The 17299-nt window shown below is 67.0% G+C and carries 21 protein-coding genes; 2 read left to right on the top strand and 19 right to left on the bottom strand.

Annotation, left to right across the window (positions count from 1 at the left end; translation table 11 throughout):
* Positions 1-23: 23 nt before the first annotated feature.
* From ACIBCN_RS15730 to ACIBCN_RS15705, 6 genes are all read right to left on the bottom strand, one after another.
* Entirely contained in the window at positions 24-1940 is a 1917-nt protein-coding gene (locus tag ACIBCN_RS15730) for an alkyl/aryl-sulfatase (protein ID WP_396992238.1), read from the bottom strand.
* A gap of 123 nt (positions 1941-2063) precedes the next feature.
* Positions 2064-2372 (bottom strand): DUF202 domain-containing protein, encoded by a 309-nt coding sequence (locus ACIBCN_RS15725; protein ID WP_396992237.1) that lies wholly within the window; start codon positions 2370-2372, stop codon positions 2064-2066.
* Positions 2369-2734 carry a YidH family protein gene (locus ACIBCN_RS15720; protein ID WP_396992236.1) on the bottom strand — a complete coding sequence of 122 codons (366 nt, stop codon included), beginning with the start codon at positions 2732-2734 and terminating at the stop codon, positions 2369-2371. Before ACIBCN_RS15720 ends, ACIBCN_RS15725 begins: the two co-directional genes overlap by 4 nt.
* Positions 2731-3192, bottom strand: coding sequence for a DUF3159 domain-containing protein (locus ACIBCN_RS15715; RefSeq protein ID WP_396992235.1), 462 nt, complete (start codon positions 3190-3192; stop codon positions 2731-2733). Before ACIBCN_RS15715 ends, ACIBCN_RS15720 begins: the two co-directional genes overlap by 4 nt.
* Positions 3193-3342: 150 nt before the next feature.
* On the bottom strand, positions 3343-4074 hold the full coding sequence (locus ACIBCN_RS15710) for an acetoacetate decarboxylase family protein (RefSeq protein ID WP_396992234.1): 732 nt from the start codon (positions 4072-4074) through the stop codon (positions 3343-3345).
* A gap of 129 nt (positions 4075-4203) precedes the next feature.
* Positions 4204-4926 (bottom strand): TetR/AcrR family transcriptional regulator, encoded by a 723-nt coding sequence (locus tag ACIBCN_RS15705; RefSeq protein WP_396992233.1) that lies wholly within the window; start codon positions 4924-4926, stop codon positions 4204-4206.
* A 54-nt stretch (positions 4927-4980) separates the two neighbouring features.
* Here ACIBCN_RS15705 and ACIBCN_RS15700 point away from each other — a divergent pair, with 54 nt between their 5' ends.
* Positions 4981-6441 (top strand): MFS transporter, encoded by a 1461-nt coding sequence (locus ACIBCN_RS15700; RefSeq protein ID WP_396992232.1) that lies wholly within the window; start codon positions 4981-4983, stop codon positions 6439-6441.
* A gap of 265 nt (positions 6442-6706) precedes the next feature.
* Here ACIBCN_RS15700 and ACIBCN_RS15695 read toward each other — a convergent pair whose 3' ends face one another.
* The 12 genes from ACIBCN_RS15695 to ACIBCN_RS15640 all read right to left on the bottom strand — a co-directional run bounded on the left by ACIBCN_RS15695 (position 6707) and on the right by ACIBCN_RS15640 (position 15622).
* Positions 6707-7630, bottom strand: coding sequence for a tyrosine recombinase XerC (locus ACIBCN_RS15695; RefSeq protein ID WP_396992231.1), 924 nt, complete (start codon positions 7628-7630; stop codon positions 6707-6709).
* A gap of 48 nt (positions 7631-7678) precedes the next feature.
* A complete protein-coding gene (locus ACIBCN_RS15690; RefSeq protein ID WP_396992230.1) occupies positions 7679-8113 on the bottom strand; it encodes a type II toxin-antitoxin system VapC family toxin in 435 nt (144 codons plus the stop codon).
* A complete protein-coding gene (locus tag ACIBCN_RS15685) occupies positions 8110-8349 on the bottom strand; it encodes a ribbon-helix-helix protein, CopG family (RefSeq protein ID WP_396992229.1) in 240 nt (79 codons plus the stop codon). Before ACIBCN_RS15685 ends, ACIBCN_RS15690 begins: the two co-directional genes overlap by 4 nt.
* A gap of 65 nt (positions 8350-8414) precedes the next feature.
* Positions 8415-9551 carry a DNA-processing protein DprA gene (gene dprA, locus ACIBCN_RS15680; protein WP_396992579.1) on the bottom strand — a complete coding sequence of 379 codons (1137 nt, stop codon included), beginning with the start codon at positions 9549-9551 and terminating at the stop codon, positions 8415-8417.
* A gap of 113 nt (positions 9552-9664) precedes the next feature.
* On the bottom strand, positions 9665-11173 hold the full coding sequence (locus tag ACIBCN_RS15675) for a YifB family Mg chelatase-like AAA ATPase (RefSeq protein WP_396992228.1): 1509 nt from the start codon (positions 11171-11173) through the stop codon (positions 9665-9667).
* Positions 11173-11529: a YraN family protein gene (locus ACIBCN_RS15670; RefSeq protein WP_396992227.1), complete on the bottom strand. Its 357-nt coding sequence runs from the start codon at positions 11527-11529 to the stop codon at positions 11173-11175. Before ACIBCN_RS15670 ends, ACIBCN_RS15675 begins: the two co-directional genes overlap by 1 nt.
* A gap of 145 nt (positions 11530-11674) precedes the next feature.
* Positions 11675-11980 carry a DUF2469 domain-containing protein gene (locus ACIBCN_RS15665; RefSeq protein ID WP_011210678.1) on the bottom strand — a complete coding sequence of 102 codons (306 nt, stop codon included), beginning with the start codon at positions 11978-11980 and terminating at the stop codon, positions 11675-11677.
* 46 nt (positions 11981-12026) lie between these two features.
* Positions 12027-12782, bottom strand: a complete 756-nt coding sequence (locus tag ACIBCN_RS15660; protein ID WP_396992578.1) for a ribonuclease HII — start codon at positions 12780-12782, stop codon at positions 12027-12029.
* Positions 12783-12861: 79 nt separating this feature from the next.
* Positions 12862-13623: a signal peptidase I gene (gene lepB / locus ACIBCN_RS15655; RefSeq protein ID WP_396992577.1), complete on the bottom strand. Its 762-nt coding sequence runs from the start codon at positions 13621-13623 to the stop codon at positions 12862-12864.
* Between the two features lie 80 nt (positions 13624-13703).
* Positions 13704-14474 (bottom strand): signal peptidase I, encoded by a 771-nt coding sequence (gene lepB, locus ACIBCN_RS15650; protein WP_396992226.1) that lies wholly within the window; start codon positions 14472-14474, stop codon positions 13704-13706.
* A gap of 78 nt (positions 14475-14552) precedes the next feature.
* Entirely contained in the window at positions 14553-14894 is a 342-nt protein-coding gene (rplS, locus tag ACIBCN_RS15645; RefSeq protein WP_029893064.1) for a 50S ribosomal protein L19, read from the bottom strand.
* 161 nt (positions 14895-15055) lie between these two features.
* Positions 15056-15622, bottom strand: coding sequence for a helix-turn-helix domain-containing protein (locus tag ACIBCN_RS15640; RefSeq protein WP_396992225.1), 567 nt, complete (start codon positions 15620-15622; stop codon positions 15056-15058).
* Between the two features lie 75 nt (positions 15623-15697).
* Here ACIBCN_RS15640 and ACIBCN_RS15635 point away from each other — a divergent pair, with 75 nt between their 5' ends.
* A complete protein-coding gene (locus ACIBCN_RS15635) occupies positions 15698-16132 on the top strand; it encodes a hypothetical protein (RefSeq protein WP_396992224.1) in 435 nt (144 codons plus the stop codon).
* Here ACIBCN_RS15635 and ACIBCN_RS15630 read toward each other — a convergent pair.
* Complete coding sequence (locus ACIBCN_RS15630) at positions 16129-17283, bottom strand: serine hydrolase domain-containing protein (protein ID WP_396992223.1); 1155 nt, start codon at positions 17281-17283, stop codon at positions 16129-16131. The two genes, ACIBCN_RS15635 and ACIBCN_RS15630, sit on opposite strands and share 4 nt — an antisense overlap.
* Positions 17284-17299 lie beyond the last annotated feature (16 nt).

Genomic DNA, 17299 nt, shown 5'->3' with positions numbered 1-17299 from the left:
TCGAACGGATTTAGGCGGGCCGGCTAGCCGACCGTTCCGCGCGGCGTGACGATGGTGAAATCCGGGTCCGGCGCGTCGAATACGCCGACGAGCTCAGCCAGCTTGGTGACGTCGCCCTCGATCAGGATGTCCCCCGCGGCGGCCGCGACCCCGAAATCGTCGCCGACCAGCAGTACTCGGATGAGCGTCGACTTGCTCAGCGTGAAAACCGCGTCGGGCTCCGGCAGCGACACCCCGTCCGGCCGGTCGTAATGGGTCAATCGCCCGTTGCGGAGCTCGAGCCGGTGCACCCGCTCTTCATCGCCGATCTGCCAATCCACGACGACCCGCTGGTTCCACGCCTTCGGGCCGTCCACCCGCAGCGCCATGGCGTCGAAGATCTGCTCCACGGTCAGCGCGGCAAGCATGGTCGGCGCGTTGGCCTTCGTCGGCGTGCCGAACGAGCCGTAGCGCAGTTCGTAGGCGCCGCTGAGATAGAAGTTGCGCCAGGTCGCGTTCTCCGCGCCGTAGCCGAGTTGCTCGAACGTGCTGGCCTGCAACGCTTTCGCGGCGTCGTTGGCGGGATCGGCGTAGATCACGTAGTTGACCACCTGGGCGACCCACCGATAGTCGCCCGCGGCGTAGGAGACCCGCGCCTTGCGCAGCACCTCCTCGGCGCCGCCCATGAACTCCACGTGCCGGATGGCGGATTCGACCGGTGGATGCTCCCACAGATGCGCGGGGTTGCCGTCGAACCAGCCCATGTACCGCTGGTAGATCGCCTTGACGTTGTGGCTGACCGACCCGTAGTACCCGTGCGTGTGCCAGCTGTCCTCGACCGCCGAGGGCAGCGTGATCATTTCGGCGATCTCGGCACCGACGTAACCCTGGTTCAGCAGGCGCAAGGTCTGGTCGTTCAGGTATCCGTATAGATCGCGTTGCAGCGCAAGGAATTCCACCAGCCGATCGGTGCCCCAGGTGGGCCAGTGGTGGGAGGCGAACACCACGTCGGAGCGGCGCGCGTACAGGTTGATCGCCTCGGTCAGGTACTTCGCCCAGACGTGCGGGTCACGCACCAGCGCCCCGCGCAGGGTTAGCAGGTTGTGCAGTGTGTGCGTGGCGTTTTCGGCCATGCACAGGGCCCGATGGTCCGGGAAGTAGAAGTTCATCTCGGCGGGAGCTTCAGTGCCGGGGGTGATCTGGAAGACGATCCTGATGCCGTCGACCGTCTCCTCCTGCCCGGTCGCGGTGATGTCGACGGTCGGCGGGATCAGGGTCACCGTGCCGACCGAGGTGGTCTGCCCGAGCCCCGCGCCTACCGCACCGAGCGGTCCGCGCGGCAGCACCGCGCCGTACATATAGCCCGCTCGGCGGGCCATCGCGGTGCCCGCGTAAACGTTCTCGGCCACAGCATGTTCCAGAAAGCCGGCCGGGGCGAGCACCGGACAACGCCCTGCCGCAACGTCTTCGGTGGTGGTGACCCCCATCGCGCCGCCGAAATGATCGACGTGCGAATGGGTGTAGATGAGACCGGCCACCGGACGATCGCCGCGATGCGCCCGATAAAGCGCGAGCCCGGCGGCGGCGGTCTCGGCGGAAATCAACGGATCGATCACCAGCACACCGGTTTTGCCCTCGACCAGCGTCATGTTGGACAGGTCGAGCCCGCGAATCTGATAAATCCCCTCGGCGACCTCGAACAACCCCTGCTTGATGACCAGTCCGGCCTGCCGCCACAGGCTGGGATTGACCGAGGCGGGACAGGATTCGCCAAGGAAGTCGTAGGAGTCGTTGTCCCACACCACGGTTCCGTCAGCCGCGGTCACCACGCCGGGCTCCAGCGCGGCGATGAACCCGCGGTCGGCGTCCGCGAGATCGGCGGTGTCGGCGAACGGCATCGCGGCGGCGACGCGCTGCTGCTCCGCGACGATGAAGTCGCTCGGTTCGGTCGCGGTGCTCATTTCCGCACCGCACTCACGCTCGGCTCCGGCATGCGCGACGCGCACCGGCACACGATTCGCTCGCTTCGTTCGCTCATGTCATCCTCCTGGGAGTCGGTGCACAGTTGCTGTGCCGGCGGATATCTAGGGCAACGGGTCGGTGAACTCGATAACGAACGCGAGGACCGCGACCGCTACCACTGTCGCGGTGGCCGAGGCGACGACCCAACCGCCGCGACTGTGCCTGCCCTCGCGCAAGCTGCGGTTGCGCAGGTAACTCAGGCCCGCCAGCGCCGCCATGGCGACCGCCGCGCCGATCGGCGCGATCAACGCGAGACGCCACCCGTTGGTCACGGCATGGTTCAGGAACAGCGCGCCGGTGATCATCGATGCCACCGCCGTCCGCCGCCAGGCCAGGGCGGAGCGCTCCGCGGCAAGTCCGGCGCGGCTCATCGCAGCAACACCGCGATACCCGCGAGCACCGAAACGACGGCGATGCCCGCGGACAGAATCGGCACCAGCACCGTGTCGGGCAGCGGACGCCCGAGCCGCATCGCGACGCCGACCCGCCGCCAATGCGCGTACGCGCCAACGGCAATGACCACCGCGAGCACCAGGCAGCTCAAGGCGATCGCATGCCGCGCGCCGCCCATCCGGAACGGCTGCACCAACGTGTGCACCGCGACACCACCGGCGAGCAGGCCGAGCGCGGTGCGCATCCACGCCAAGAACGTGCGCTCGTTGGCCAGCGTGAACCGGTAGTCGACCTCTTCTTCCCCGTCCTCCGACTCGGCGTCGGGGCTAGGCAGCGTCATACCGCCCCGGTCCGGGCCGTGGACCTGTCGCGCACCCACAGCCAGGTCAGCGCGAGCGTCACAACCAGGGCGAAGGAGCCGAGGAGAACGACTTTGCCGGCCAGGTAGAGCGGCACCATCACCGCCACTTGCACCGCCCAGAAGACGAACCAGGCGAAGGTGATTCGGCGATGCGGCCACATGTGGGCCGCAGGGTCTGTGGTCTCGGCCGGTTCGAGCCGGATCTTGCGGGTCACGGTATAGCTCAGCGGTTGGCCGGTGAGCAACGTCGCGCCGAACAGCACGGTCATCACGACACTCAACGCTACTTCCGGCAGATAGAAACCGCGCCCCGCACCGGCGATCTCGACGAACAGCGAGAACACCAGGATCACCAGCACCACGACCGCCACCACGCCGCGTGATTCCGCTGGGCCGTCGCCAGGGTCCAGCACCTGGCGATGGTCGTCGGAATTCACGGGCACCTCTCCCACACAGGTCGGCATCGTGCTGCGAGCAAACAATCCGCTACGTCACCCTAACCGGCCGTCCCTGGTGCGTCCACGAACCGCGCTGGCCGTGATCATGCGGTTACTCGATGAGCGGTTCCCGCTGGTTGCCGCCCGTTACTACACGATGGCGGCGTCCTCGAAGGTCATCGCCAGATGGGAAATGGTCGAGGTCATGACGGCGCGTCGAGGCAGACGCAGCGACCTCAGTTCGTCGGCGATGGGGTGGTCGCCGAGGGCGAGGGTGGCCCCGCCGGGGCGGGCGCGCATGCCGGACGGTTCCATCCGCCACGGTGTGCAACGGGTGATGCCGTCGATGTGCGAGTAGGCATCGAAGGAAGAGGCGATGTTTCGCCGTTGCGGGGTGGGAATGCCCTGGCGGACAGTCAGATCGACGACGAGTTCGTTGTCCTGACGCAGCGCACCGCGGCGCACGCCCGCGTCGTGGCGCACGCTGAAATCGGCGAGCTCCTTGGGAAATCCCCAGATTCCGCGACCGGCCGCGAGAGTGAAGTCGCCGTCGACCTGCAGTCGATGGATGAGGACGCCGGCTTGATTCGTCGCCAAGGCGCGGAGGTCGCCGAACCGGGCGGCGGGATCGGCGGTGTGGTGCCGGACCATGAAGGAAACGCCGAACTCGTTGTACGGGCCGAGGTCACCGTCGACATAGTCGACGAACACGAGCGAACACATCGCGCGACCGCCCGGCAGGCGTAGCACCCGCAGGCCGGAATAGTCGATCAGCCGCTGGGCGGCGTCGGCGGGGACCAGGTAGCTCGCCATGAACGCGCGCGCGAGCCGGATACGAACCGGCATGCGAACTTCCTGACCCAGGACGGTGTGGGTGCTCATGCGAACGCCTTCCTGTGCACCCACGCCGGGAACCGTGCAGGTACACCGCATCTCCGGACCGGCCGGTCGACAAACTAGAACACGTTTCAGGTTAGCAACACACCCGGCATCGGATACGGCGAATGCGCCCTACCCCTCGGGTCGCTCCCCGGACGCCCCGGGCAGCCGATGCTCCAAACCATCGAGCAGGCACAGCAATCCGAAATCGAACGCCATCGCTCGCGCGGCCCCGGGATCGATCGGCGTGTCCTTCCGATAATCCGCCATCATCTCGGGATAGTCGCCGGTCACCTGCTCCATCATCTGCACAATGACATCCCGGTTGATATCGACGGTGCCGTACGTTTTGGCCCACGCGATCTCCGGCGTCACCACCCCGAGCACATAGGACATCACCGTGCCGCTGGCGAGGTAGGTGTCGACGCCACGGAAGCCCGCGCGGATGTACGCACGACGCAGCCGATCGGTGAGCCGCAATGCATTCGGCCCCATGCTGGGCAGTTGACCGATCAGCGAGGCCGCCCAGGTGTGTGCGCGCAGCGTGTCCCGGAAGTTGTAGGCGAACGTCGTCAGCGCTGCCCGCCACGACGCCTCCTCCGGCTCCGGGACCTCCACCAAGCCCCAGAACTCGTCGAGGACACACTCCAGCAATTCGTCCTTGTTCGCGACGTACCAGTAGAGGCTGGTGGCGCCCGCGTCGAGTTTGGCGCCGATCTTGCGCATACTCAACGACTCGAGCCCCTCGGCATCGAGGATCTCGACGGCGGCGCCGATGATGTGGTCCAGGCGTAAGCCTGACGCCTTCGGTTGCCGAGGTTCGCGGAGCCATACCGAATCGAACTGCTTGGTCACCGGCCAATCCTATATTGATTCGCACACTGTTCGAGTTCATCGTACGCTGTGCGAGTGGAATCGAACGTTGTACGAGACCCCCGCCGCTGGTGGATTCTAGGGGTCCTTTGCCTGTCCCTGCTGGTGCTGATGCTCGACGGCACTGTGCTCAACCTCGCTATCCCGTCGCTGATCCGCGAGCTGGGGGCCACGCCGTCGGACGTGCAGTGGATCCTGGACGCCTACGTGCTGGTCTTCGCCGGACTACTACTCACCTCGGGCAGCCTGTCCGACCGATTCGGCAGGCGCCGGATGCTGATCTACGGCCTGGCCGTGTTCGGCGTGGCCTCGCTGGTCGCGGTGCTGGCCACCGAGCCGTGGCAGGTCGTCGCCGCGCGGGTGTTGATGGGTGTCGGCGGTTCACTGCTGATGCCGTCGACCCTGTCCATCCTGATGACCACCTTCGCCGAGGACGAGCGGCGCAAGGCGATGGCCGCGTGGTCGACCGTCTCGATGGTCGGCATCGTCGCCGGGCCGACGCTGGGCGGCGTGCTGCTGCAGCACTATTGGTGGGGCTCGGTGTTCCTGCTCAATATCCCGGTCGCGGCCCTTGCCATCGTCGCGGCGCTGGTGCTGATGCCTGAGTCCAAGGGTGAGCAGCGATCGGTCGACCTGATCGGTGTGCTGCTGTCCATCGTCGCGCTCGTCTCGACGGTCTACGTGATCATCGAACGCGAGTGGAACATCGGCATGATCGCGCTGGCGGTGCTGAGCGCGATCGGATTCGTGGTGTGGGAGAGCCGGTCCGAGCATCCGATGCTGCCGCTGGCGGTGTTCCGCAATCGGGACTTCACCGGCACCGCGCTCACGCTGTTGCTGATGGTGTTCGGCATGGGTGCGGTGATGCTGATGCTTACCCAGTACCTGCAGTTCGTGCTCGGCTACGGGCCGATGAAGGCCGGACTCGCGCTGCTGCCCTACGCGGTGGCCGCCGCCGTGTGCAATGGTCTCGGCGCGACGTTGGGCAAGAAGCTCAGCAACAAGACGCTCATCGTGGCCGGGCTGCTGGTCATGGGTGGGGCCTTCGCGATCCTCGCCGTCAGCGAGGGATATGTGTTGATCCTGGTCAGCATGCTGGTCATGGGCATCGGCGGCGGTTTGGCCGGTCCGGCCGCGTACGCCGCGATCATGAGCGCCATTCCGCTCCAACACGCGGGTGTCGGCTCGGCCATGAACGACACGTTGCAGCAGGTCGGTATGGCGATCAGCATCGCCATACTCGGCAGCGTGCTCGCCGGTGTGTTCACCGAGAACATGCCGGCCGATGTCCCCGAGGCGGCCCGCGAATCCATCGGTGCCGCATTCCAGCTCGGCTTCGCCGAGCCCGCCAAGTCCGCCTTCACCACCGCCATGTCGACGGGTTCCTGGATCAGCGCAGGCTTCTGCGTCGCCGCCGCACTCCTCGGCGTGGCCTTGCTCCGTGCCCGGCGCACACCGGCCGAGCAGCCACAGGAGTCTGCGGTCGAGATCGGATAAACCTCCGCCGCCCCACCACGCAGTACGTGGGGCGGCGGTGGTCCACGTACTCCACTGCACCGCAGCCTGATTGCCGCGCCATTCACCTAGAGCCGGTCCGCGGCAGCGTCCAATCGCTTGACAGCGCAACAGCAATCGGCAGTGACAAGGCGAAGTCCTGGCCCGGCGACTGGTTTCGTCCGGCAGGCACGGACCAGCTCGGCGGGAGCGGTGGTGAACGAGCCCGCCAGGCGAAACCCGATGCGCACAGCCGGTTCGCCGCGCCTCAGGCGCGGGGGTGGGCCTGGTCGTGCACCTTTTTGAGGCGTTCGATGGAGACGTGGGTGTAGAGCTGGGTGGTGGCCATGCTCGCGTGGCCCAGGAGTTCTTGGACGACACGGAGGTCGGCGCCGCCCTCCAGTAGGTGGGTTGCGGCGGTGTGACGCAGGCCGTGCGGACCCATGTCGGGGGCACCGGGAATGGACGAGACTACTTCGTGCACAACGGTTCTGGCTTGACGCTGGTCGAGGCGTTTGCCGCGGCGGCCGAGGAGGAGGGCGCGGCCGGAATCCGCCGTGGCGAAGGCGGCTCGGCCGTGCTGGAGCCAGTTGCCGATCGCGTCGTCGGCGGGGATGCCGAAGGGCGCCGAGCGTTCCTTGTTGCCCTTGCCGAGCACCCGCACCACTCGACGCTCCCGGTCGACGTCGTCGATGTCTAGGCCGCACAACTCGCTGACCCGAATCCCGGTGGAGTACAACAACTCCACGATCAGACGGTCGCGCAAAGCCATCGGATCGTGCTGTGCGGCACCGGATTCCGCGGCATCCATGGCGCCGATGGCCTGCTGGCGGCCGAGTACGGCGGGCAGCACCCGGTGCGCTTTGGGAGAACCGAGTCGAAGTCCGGGATCGACGGTCAACCGTCCGGTCTGGGTGAGCCACGCGGTGAAGGTGCGCGCCGAGGAAGCCCGCCGCGCCATCGTGGTCCGCGCTACCCCCGCTTGGGCCTGCTGCGCCAGCCAGGAACGCATCAGCATCAGATCCAGTTCGCGCACCGCGGAATCCGCCGACCGGGCATACAAGTGCGCCAGCAGCGAACGCGCGTCGCCGAGGTAGGCGCGCACCGTGTGCGCCGACCGGTTCCGGCCGAGCCGCAGGTGCCTGCTGTACTCGGCCAGCAGCGCCACCAAGTCCTCGGGCAGTTCTTCCATCTCACCACCGTCCTGACAGTTGTCTCCGTTGGCAAGCCACCGCGCCGGTCACAGGTCGTCGGGCAGCACCCGGAAGGCCTGCTCGCCGGTCAGTGGCCGGATCGCGCGAAAATCCTTGCGGTCGAGGGTCAGTATCGCGTCGGTCTCGTATTCGGCTGCCAGCACGACGTTTACCGCGTCGGTGAAGTCGAGTCGCAGATCGGCGTATCGGTCCTGCACCCTGCGCGCCTTGCGTAGGTGGTCGCTCGGCAGGGCCGGTATGGCGACGCGGCCGAGCGGTTCCTGGGCGAGCAGCCAGTCGTTGAGGACGCCCACTGTCTGCCGGTCGAAGTCTCGGGTCACGATGTGTTCGATCTCGAGCAGCACCAGCGAGCAGATAACCGTCAACGACGCCGCGGCCAAAGCGATGCGCGCGCCCTCGTGTTCCGCATGAGCGGTATCGAAAGCGGCGACCAGGGCGGAAGTATCGCCGATGACAATCAAGTGTTCCGCCGCACGATCGCCTCGTGCACCACCTGCCCCATTTCCTCGGCGGTCCGCGATCTGCCGGAATTGATCTTCGGGATGTCCCAGTCGTCGTCCCAGCGTTTTGTGCGCAGTGCGGCGATGTGGAATGCCTCGCGGAAAATCTCGGACTCGGGCCTGCCCTCCCGCACGGCAGCCGCCTTGATGAGGGCCAGGTCCTCTTCGTCGACCATCACTGTCGTCTTTTTCAACATGGAGGTTATGGTACCAGCACCATACATTTTGGTCAGCTTTCGTTTCTTGGGTGAATTGCACTTGGTCACTTGCCCTCTGGGTGGCGGCGGCCGGTTCGCTTTCGGTACCAACCGCCCTCGTCCGTGCCGACAAACTCGGCGAGTTCGAGGGCGGGCAGTGCCGCACGAACAGCGGGCAGCGACAGACCGGATTGTTGGGCCAGTTCGCGGGGCAAGCGCGAACCGATCTTCGGAAGTGCGGCGAAGACCAGGGCTTCGTCGCCGGACAGCGCATCCTCGGGGCAGGCGATCGGGCCCGCGGATCCTGGCAGCGACAAGCGGAGCGGGCCCGCTTCGTCGATCACCTCTTCGGCGCGGGTGACGAGGAGGGCTTCGCCGTCGCGGATCATCCGATGGCAGCCGACGGAAGCGGCCGAGGTGACCGGGCCGGGGATCGCCAATGCCGGACGACCAAGTCGCCGCGACCATTTCACCGTGTTGCGCGCTCCGCTGCGCAGTCCCGCCTCGACGACCAGCACGCCGTCGGCCAGGGCGGCGACGAGCCGGTTGCGGGCCAGGAACTGATGTTTGTGCGCGGTGGTTCCCGGCGGATATTCGCTGACCACCAGCCCGGTCTCGGCGATCTGCGCCAGCAGCCGATCGTGCTGGGCCGGATAGGGACGGTCGACGCCGCAGGCCAGTACCGCGATGGTGGCGCCGCCCACGGCCAGCGCCGCGCGATGCGCCATGCCGTCGATCCCGAAGGCCGCGCCGGACACGATCGTCCAGCCTTGGGCCGCGAGGTCACCCGCGATCTCGCCGGTGACCTGGTTGCCGTACCCGCTGCTGCATCGCGCGCCGACGACCGCCAGCGCCCGGTCGCTCGATTCCAGCAACGACCTCGGACCGCGCACCCAGAGCACCAGTGGTACCGCACAGTCGCGGTCACGACTCGGATCGAGTTGCGCAAGGCCCAGCAGTCGCCACGACGGCCACTCCGGATCGTCGGGTGTCACGACTCGCCCGCCGATCTGTTCCATCACGTCGAGATCCCGTGCGGCCGAATCCGATCCGCGCCGCTGCTCGGTCGGTCCACGCAACGACTGCGGTAACGCACAGTCGCGCACGGCGCGCGCGGCCTCGACCACGCCCACCGACTCGATCAAGGCCGAAAGCGGCGCACACGGCCCCGCCACCACCCGGGACAGATACACCCACGCCAATCGTCGCTCGTAGGCGTCGATATCGACCGGTGCGCAGCTGCTTCCGGCGGCACCCACCGCAAGGTCGATGCCACCCTGACACAGCGCCGACCCGACGCTCGCGCCCACCGCATTCACTGTGCACCCCGCTGACGAAAGTTCAACGCCGCCAGCACATCCTGAGCGGTCGGCAGCTCCGCCCCACGCAGGTCACTGACCGTCCAGGCGACTCGGATCGCGCGATCGGCACCACGAGCAGACATCCGTCCGAGCCGCAGTGCCGTCTCGACCGGCGCGATCGCCTCGCGCGGCAGCCGGAATTGCTGACGCAGAATGTGGCCGGGCACTTCGGCATTGGTCAGCCAACCGTGCTCCTGCCAGCGCCGCACCGCCGCCTGGCGCGCCACCGCGACGCGCGCCCGCACCACCACACTGCTTTCGGCCTCCTCGGTGCTGAACGCGGCACCGGACTGGCCGCGCATCTGCACCCAGATATCGATGCGATCCATCAGCGGCCCGGACAGTTTCCCGAGGTAGCGGCGCCTGGCGAGCGGCGCGCAGATGCAGTCGACGTCCCGCGCGGGTGCGCACGGACAGGGGTTGGCCGCCAGCACCAGCTGGAATCGCGCCGGATACCGGGCGACGCCATCGCGACGGGCGATCCGAACTTCGCCCTCCTCCAATGGGGTTCGCATCGCCTCCAGCACCTTGGTACCGATCTCGGCGCACTCGTCGAGGAAGAGCACGCCGCGATGCGCTCGGCTCACCGCACCCGGTCGTGCGGTGCCCGAACCGCCGCCGACCATCGCGGTCACCGAGGTCGAATGGTGCGGTGCGACGAACGGCGGCATCGTGATGAGCGGATGATCGCCGGACAACGCCCCCGCCATCGAGTGGATGGCGGTGACCTCCAGCGACTCCGACTCCGACAGCGGTGGCAACAGGCCGGGAAGCCGTTGCGCCAGCATCGTTTTCCCGATGCCGGGCGGGCCGGTGAGCAGCAGATGGTGGCCGCCCGCCGCGGCAACCTCCAACGCCCAGCGGGCTTCGTCCTGTCCGACCACCTCGCTCAGATCACCGCCGGAACGCACCGGCTCCGGCAGCTGCCCGCTGGGTTCGGGCAGCGTGCCTTCACCGCGTAACCAGGCCACCACCGTGCGCAGGCTCGGTGCCCCGAAAACCTCGACCCCGTCGACCAATCCGGCTTCGGCCAGCGCCTCCTCCGGCACCACGACGGCGGACCACCCCGCATTGCGGGCCGCGATCACCGCGGGCAGGATGCCGCGTACCCGCCGGACGCGGCCATCCAACGCGAGTTCACCGAGCAACACCGTCTTCGCGAGTCGCTCCGACGGCACCGCGCCCGACGCGTCGAGCACCGCGACGGCCAGCGCGAGGTCATAAACACTGCCGATCTTCGGCAGTGTCGCGGGCGAGAGCGCCAGAATCACCCGGCCGTCCGGCCACTTCTCCCCCGAGTTCGCCACCGCCGACCGCACCCGGTCCCGCGATTCCTGTAGCGCCGTATCCGGCAGTCCCACCAGGTGCACCGACGGCAGACCCTGCCCGATATCGGCCTCGATCTCGACCAATAGGCCGTCGACGCCGGTCACCGCGACCGAGTGGGCCCGGCCGAGTGCCATCAGAACACCGCCTTGAGGTGGTCGATCACCGGCTCATGCCCGCGGGTCAGCAGCACCGAGACGACGTCGAACCTGATGTGCCGCCACGGACCGTCCTGCTCGGCCAGCCATAGCAGGGCGAGTCGCCGGATGCGTTGCTGCTTGGTGAAGGTGACCGACTCGGCCGGTATACCGAATCCGAGCCCCGACCGAGTTTTCACCTCCACGAACGCGGTGGCGCCCGCATCCCGGACGATCAGGTCCAGTTCACCGTATTTGCATCGCCAGTTTCTGCTGACGATCTCCATTCCCGCGGCCTGCAGGAATCGTGCTGCCAGCTCTTCCCCGTGTGCGCCGAGCGCTTTTCTGTCTGTCACCCGGCCAGCGTGCCGGGCACCGCGGTTCGGCTTCGGGCGCCGACCTGGGCAAATACCAACCCTGTGGATAGCCGATGCCCTGTGCACAACTCGCGGTGCGTGGGTCTCGGCGGACGCCGAGTTGTCGGTGGGCCGTGCTAGGCGGCTACTCCGGCAGGCGCAGGTCGGGCTTTTCGAGCTCTTCGATGTTGACGTCCTTGAAGGTGATCACCCGGACGTGCTTGACGAAGCGGGCCGGGCGGTACATATCCCAGACCCAGGCATCGCTCATCCTGACCTCGAAATACACCTCACCGTCGGCGTTTTGCGGGCGCAGCTCCACGGAGTTGGCCAGGTAGAAGCGGCGCTCGGTCTCCACCACGTACGAGAACTGACCGACGATGTCTTTGTACTCTCGGTACAGCGAGAGCTCCATCTCGGTTTCGTACTTCTCGAGGTCCTCGGCACTCATCGGGTGGGACGTCCTCCTTCTCGCCGCGCTGCGTCGTGTGCTGACATCATCGCGCATGGGTAGCGCCGGTAGCCACTCGGCTATCCGGACGCATGGCTGGGAACTCATCGGACATCGTCGAGTCGACCTCGCCCGCGAGCATCGCGTCGGCCTCGTCGGCCACCGCGGCGACCGGCCGCAGGCCCGCGAGCTCCCGCACATTGCGCCAGGAACGGCGGTGTTCGTCGCTGGGGCCGAGGCGGTGCAGGGCGGCGATGTGGTCGGGCGTGTTGTAGCCCTTATGGGTCGCGAAGCCGTAGCCGGGGAACCGCTCGTCGAGATCGACCATCATCCGGTCCCTGGTGACCTTTGCCAGGATGCTGGCGGCGGCGATGCAGGCCGCGGCCGCGTCGCCGCCGATCACCGGCAGCGACGGCGCGGGGATGCCGGGCACCCGGAACCCGTCGGTCAGCACGTATCCCGGCGCCTGGCCGAGCCCGGCGACCGCGCGGCGCATGCCCTCGATATTGGCGACGTGGATGCCGATCGAGTCGATCTCCCAGGACGGGATAACCACCACGTTCCAGGCCAGCGACAGCCGGATGATGACCGGATACAGCTCTTCCCGGACCGCCTCGGTGAGCTTCTTGGAGTCATCGAGCCCGGACAGCTTGTCATAGGCCTTGGGCGCGAGCAGGCAGGCCGCGACCACCAGCGGCCCCGCGCACGGTCCGCGACCCGCCTCGTCGACGCCGGCGACCGGGCCGAGCCCGCTGCGGATCAACGCCGCTTCGAGCGTGCGTAACCCACTGGCCTTGCGCATCACCACGCGCGGCGGCCACCCATTGCTCTGTACCACTCGGCTCTGCCCCACCGTCCAATTATGCTGCGGCCGCTGATGATCAGTTCGCTTGGGCGTTCTGCGAGCGGACCGGGCCGATCCGGTTCGGCGGCCAAATCTTGAAGACGGCCTTGCCACGGACGTTGTCCACGGGGACGGTGCCCTGCAGTTCGTCGGTGATGTGGGCGCGGGAATCGGCGGACTCGTTGCGGTTGTCACCCATCACCCACAGATTGCCCTCGGGCACCTTGACCGGCTTGAACTCGCGTCCGCCACCGGGGCCGTACGGCTGACCGGGGACGTACGGCATGAGGTAGCGCGCGTACGGCTCGTCCAGCGGCTTGCCGTCGACCAGGACTCTGCCTTGCGCGTCGCAGCACTGCACGGTCTGGCCGCCGACCGCGATCACCCGCTTCACCAGATCGTTCTCATCCGGCGGCACCAGACCGAAGAAGGAGAAGAAGTTCTGCACGCCGCGCATGGCGGCGTTGTCGGAGCGGATCGACTGGTAGTGCGTGTTCCACGACGGCGGGCCGACGAACACCACCACGTCACCCGGCTTGGGATCACCCCAGTAGTAGCTCAGCTTCTGCACGTAGATGCGGTCGCCGGTGCACCCGGCGCAGCCGTGCAGCGTGGTTTCCATCGACTGCGACGGAATCACGTACGGGCGCCCGACGAAGGTGACCATCAGCGCGGCGATCACCGCCGCGATCACCACGAGGATCGGCAGCTCCTGCCAGAACGGTCGCTGCTTCTTCTCGCGCCGCCGCCTGCCACGACGCGACCGCACCCCCTCGTCGTCCGAATCGGACACCGACACCGACCCACTTTCGTCTGCCACGCCGAACAGATTAGCCCGGCACCCTGAGACTCGTCCGACGCCGTGCGATCGGCGTCACACTATTTCGATTGCGGATCCTGCGAACGCACCGGCCCGATGCGTCCCGGCGGCCAGATCTTGAACACCGCTTTGCCACGAACATTGCCGGCGGGGACGGTTCCGTGGAGCTCATCGCGGGCGTGCGCGCGGGAATCCCGCGAGTTGTTGCGGTTGTCGCCCATCACCCACAGATTGCCGTCCGGCACCTTGACCGGCGCGAACTCACGTCCGCCAACGGCACCGAAGGGCTGGCCGGGTGTGTACGGGATGGTGTAGGTGGCGTATGGCTCGTCCAGCGGCTTGCCATCGACCAGCACTCGGCCTTGCGCGTCACAGCACTGCACGGTCTGACCGCCGACCGCGACCACCCGCTTCACCAAGTCGTTCTCATCCGGCGGCACCAGACCGAAGAAGGAGAAGAAATTTTCGACGCCCCGCATGGCGGCGTTGTCGGAACGCTTCGATTCGTAAGTGTCGTTCCACGATGGCGGCCCGACGAACACGACGACGTCACCGGGCTTCGGGTCGCCCCAGTAGTAGCTCAGCTTCTCGACGTAGATGCGATCCCCGGTGCAACCGGCGCAGCCGTGCAGCGTGGTTTCCATCGACTCGGACGGGATCATGTACGGCCGCCCGACAAAGTTGACCAGCAATGCGGCGATCACCGCCGCGATCACGACGAGGATCGGCAGCTCCTGCCAGAACGGCCGCTGCTTCTTCCCGCGCCGCCCGCGGCGACGCCCTACCCCCTGGTCAGCCGGCTCTGCCGATGACTCACTGTGCTCTGTCACACCGAAAACAGTAGCCCGGCACCGGAACTGAGTTCCGAGGCCGGGCTACCAGACGCTCTATCGCGCGGAGAAGCTACGTCAGCGCTTTTCCTTGATCTTGGCGGCCTTGCCGCGCAGATCGCGCAGGTAGTACAGCTTGGCGCGGCGGACGTCACCACGGGTGACGACCTCGATGTGGTCGATGTTCGGGGTGTGCACCGGGAAGGTGCGCTCCACGCCGACACCGAACGACACCTTGCGGACCGTGAAGGTCTCGCGGATGCCGCCGCCCTGGCGTCGGATGACGACGCCCTTGAAGACCTGGATGCGCTCCTTCGAGCCTTCGATGACCTTTACGTGCACATTGAGGGTGTCGCCCGGCCGGAAGTCGGGGACGTCGCTGCGCAGCGACTTCTCGTCGACGAAGTCAAGGGTGTTCATTTCCATCCTTATGGGTTCGCGCGAACAGAGGACCCTGGCGGCACATCGCGTGCTCGACCGGTTCATGCTCCGATTAAGGGGGTGCGCCGGGCAGAGACTCTCCCAGGGCAACCTGAGTATTGTGCCAGATCAGCGGGTCGCGGGGAAAATCGGCCCCTGGATCAGGCCGGCGCCTCGGGCACCGCGAACAGGCGGATCCGCATCGGCTCGGCCCCATCGGGTGCGTTCTCCCGGTCGACAGTGTATCGCTCGAGCAGCGTCAGATACTCCGACATGAACTCTCCGACCTGGTTTTTCGTCAGGTACGTTCCGTGCCGCTGCACCTGGGCCCAACCATCGGGGCCCGCCCATTCCCGGACGGCTCGCAGGTACAGCTCGATGTCGTGGCCCGACTTCAGCCGGGCCAGATGCTCCGCCGCCGCGTACTCCTCCGGTGCCATGCTCGCCGGGTCTGGTGTGGTGTGGCTGAACGGCAGCGACTTCCACCAGCGCTCCCGACCGGCCGACTTCTCCGCGATCTCGGTGATCAGGCCGAGCTCGGCCAGCTTGCGCAGGTGGTAGCTGGTGGATCCGGTGCTCTCGCCGAGCACCTCGGCCAGCGTCGCCGAGTTCGCTTCGCCATATTTGCCCAGGTAATCGAGGATCCGACCGCGCAATGGGTGCGCGAGCGTGCGGTACAGCGCGGTGCGCTCGGCGCTGGTCATGTCGTCGCTTCTGCGCGGTGCCATGCGACGAAGGATAGCAAAGCTTTCTTTGCAAAGATACGTTTGCAAAGAACTCTTTGCGGCCGTAGCGTGGCCGTCATGCGAATGACAGCCCTGGCCCCTTCCCCGACCCGATTCATCCGCGACAAGGCGCACGTGTTCATCGCCGCCAGCGCGGTCGCTCTGGTGCCGTGGGCCGCAGTCCTCTGGAATACGTTGCCGGACACCGCGCACGTGCGGAACTGGTCGTCGGCGTGGGTCGGCTTGGATCTGTTTCTGGCCGCCGGTTGCGGATTGACCACCGGGTTGTTGCGCCGCAACGACTCCCGAGCGCGACTGGTGGCGTCGGCGGTGGCCGGTGCGGCGGTGATCGACCTGTGGTTCGACCTGGTCACCGCCGACCCCGGCGCCCCGTTCGCGCAGGCGATGCTCTGCGCGGTGGCCGAGACCGCATTGATCGCCGCGTGCATGCATGTCGCGCTGTCACCGGACGGCACGCTGGCGCCGCCGCGCGTACAGCGAATTACTGTTTAGCCCTGCGCATTTCGAGTGGCGCGGTGCAGCGCTGCCGCCAGTCTCTCGTTCTCCGCAGCGTTGAAGCCGAAGGCAGCTCGCCTGCGGGTGTAGCCGTAAGACAGACCGCTGTGCGGGTCGGCGAAGCCATCGGAACCGGCGGCGCCGGTGTGGCCGAAGGCATTCGCGCCGAAGAACGGGTAGTTCAACCCCTTGGCTTCGAAGCCGACCAGGTAGGGCGCGTTGTCGCCGCGGACCAAATCGTGACCGGCGGTCTGGATCGTGGTGAACACAGCGAGCATGTCAGGCTTCAATAGCGCTGCCCGGCCGTCGATTTCGGAGATTGCTGCCGCGTACATGGCGGCCAAGCCACGCGCGCTACCCACACCGCCCATCGAGGCGGGACCGTTCGCTCGCACATCAGCGTTGTTGGGCAGCGAAAACACATCGTCGGGGGTGAAACCAGCGGCATTGAGGTTGTAGGAGATACCCGGAATGCTGTACGGACCAGGTGAATTCGCCTCGAACGCGGCGCGCATCTCCGGCGTCGCCGACCAAGGCAGGATCGCCAGGTACCGATCCTCCAGTGCCGCAGGCAATCCGAGATAGAGGTCCAGATCGTAGGGGGCTCTGATGCGTTCCTCGAACAGCTCCTGGATCGAACTGCCCATGACGCGGCGAATCACCTCGCCGAGGATGGCGAAGGTGACGAATCCGCCGTAACCCTGCAACACACCCGGCCGGAAGAACGGCCGTTGACCGGCGACGCGTTCGGCGATGAGCCGGTCGTCGGCGAGTTCGGCCGGACGGAAGCCGCCGTCGGCCCCGATCACGCCGGATTTGTTGGTGAGTACCTGCCGCAAGGTGATCGTGACCTTGCCCGCCTCGGCGAACTCCGGCCAGTAGGCGGCGACCGGCCGATCGAGGTCGAGCATTCCGTCCTGCACCAGCAGCGCCACGACCAGCGTCGCGGCACCCTTGGTCGAGGAAAGCAGGCCGGTCAGTGTTTCGCCGGTCACCTGCGGACCGGCCCAGAGGTCGACCACCGGCCTGCCGTGCACGAAAGCGGCCAGCTGCGCACCGGATTCGCCGTTCTCCTCGGCTACCACATCGGCGAATTCGGCACGCACCGCCTCGAATCCCGGTGCGACAGTTCCCTGTACGTCGTTCATGGTCTTCTCCTCTCTC

Source organism: Nocardia sp. NPDC051052, from assembly GCF_044456045.1.
GTDB lineage: Bacteria > Actinomycetota > Actinomycetes > Mycobacteriales > Mycobacteriaceae > Nocardia.
This window is presented reverse-complemented; position numbering and strand designations above follow the sequence as displayed.

Bases quoted from the DNA above. Each gene is read 5' to 3' on its own strand.
- ACIBCN_RS15730 (WP_396992238.1), bottom strand. From the start codon at position 1,940: ATGAGCACCGCGACCGAACCGAGCGACTTCATCGTCGCGGAGCAGCAG.
- ACIBCN_RS15725 (WP_396992237.1), bottom strand. From the start codon at position 2,372: ATGAGCCGCGCCGGACTTGCCGCGGAGCGCTCCGCCCTGGCCTGGCGG.
- ACIBCN_RS15720 (WP_396992236.1), bottom strand. From the start codon at position 2,734: ATGACGCTGCCTAGCCCCGACGCCGAGTCGGAGGACGGGGAAGAAGAG.
- ACIBCN_RS15710 (WP_396992234.1), bottom strand. From the start codon at position 4,074: ATGAGCACCCACACCGTCCTGGGTCAGGAAGTTCGCATGCCGGTTCGT.
- ACIBCN_RS15695 (WP_396992231.1), bottom strand. From the start codon at position 7,630: ATGGAAGAACTGCCCGAGGACTTGGTGGCGCTGCTGGCCGAGTACAGC.
- ACIBCN_RS15685 (WP_396992229.1), bottom strand. From the start codon at position 8,349: ATGTTGAAAAAGACGACAGTGATGGTCGACGAAGAGGACCTGGCCCTC.
- ACIBCN_RS15675 (WP_396992228.1), bottom strand. From the start codon at position 11,173: ATGGCACTCGGCCGGGCCCACTCGGTCGCGGTGACCGGCGTCGACGGC.
- ACIBCN_RS15665 (WP_011210678.1), bottom strand. From the start codon at position 11,980: ATGAGTGCCGAGGACCTCGAGAAGTACGAAACCGAGATGGAGCTCTCG.
- ACIBCN_RS15660 (WP_396992578.1), bottom strand. From the start codon at position 12,782: ATGCGCAAGGCCAGTGGGTTACGCACGCTCGAAGCGGCGTTGATCCGC.
- rplS (WP_029893064.1), bottom strand. From the start codon at position 14,894: ATGAACACCCTTGACTTCGTCGACGAGAAGTCGCTGCGCAGCGACGTC.
- ACIBCN_RS15640 (WP_396992225.1), bottom strand. From the start codon at position 15,622: ATGGCACCGCGCAGAAGCGACGACATGACCAGCGCCGAGCGCACCGCG.
- ACIBCN_RS15635 (WP_396992224.1), top strand. From the start codon at position 15,698: ATGCGAATGACAGCCCTGGCCCCTTCCCCGACCCGATTCATCCGCGAC.
- ACIBCN_RS15630 (WP_396992223.1), bottom strand. From the start codon at position 17,283: ATGAACGACGTACAGGGAACTGTCGCACCGGGATTCGAGGCGGTGCGT.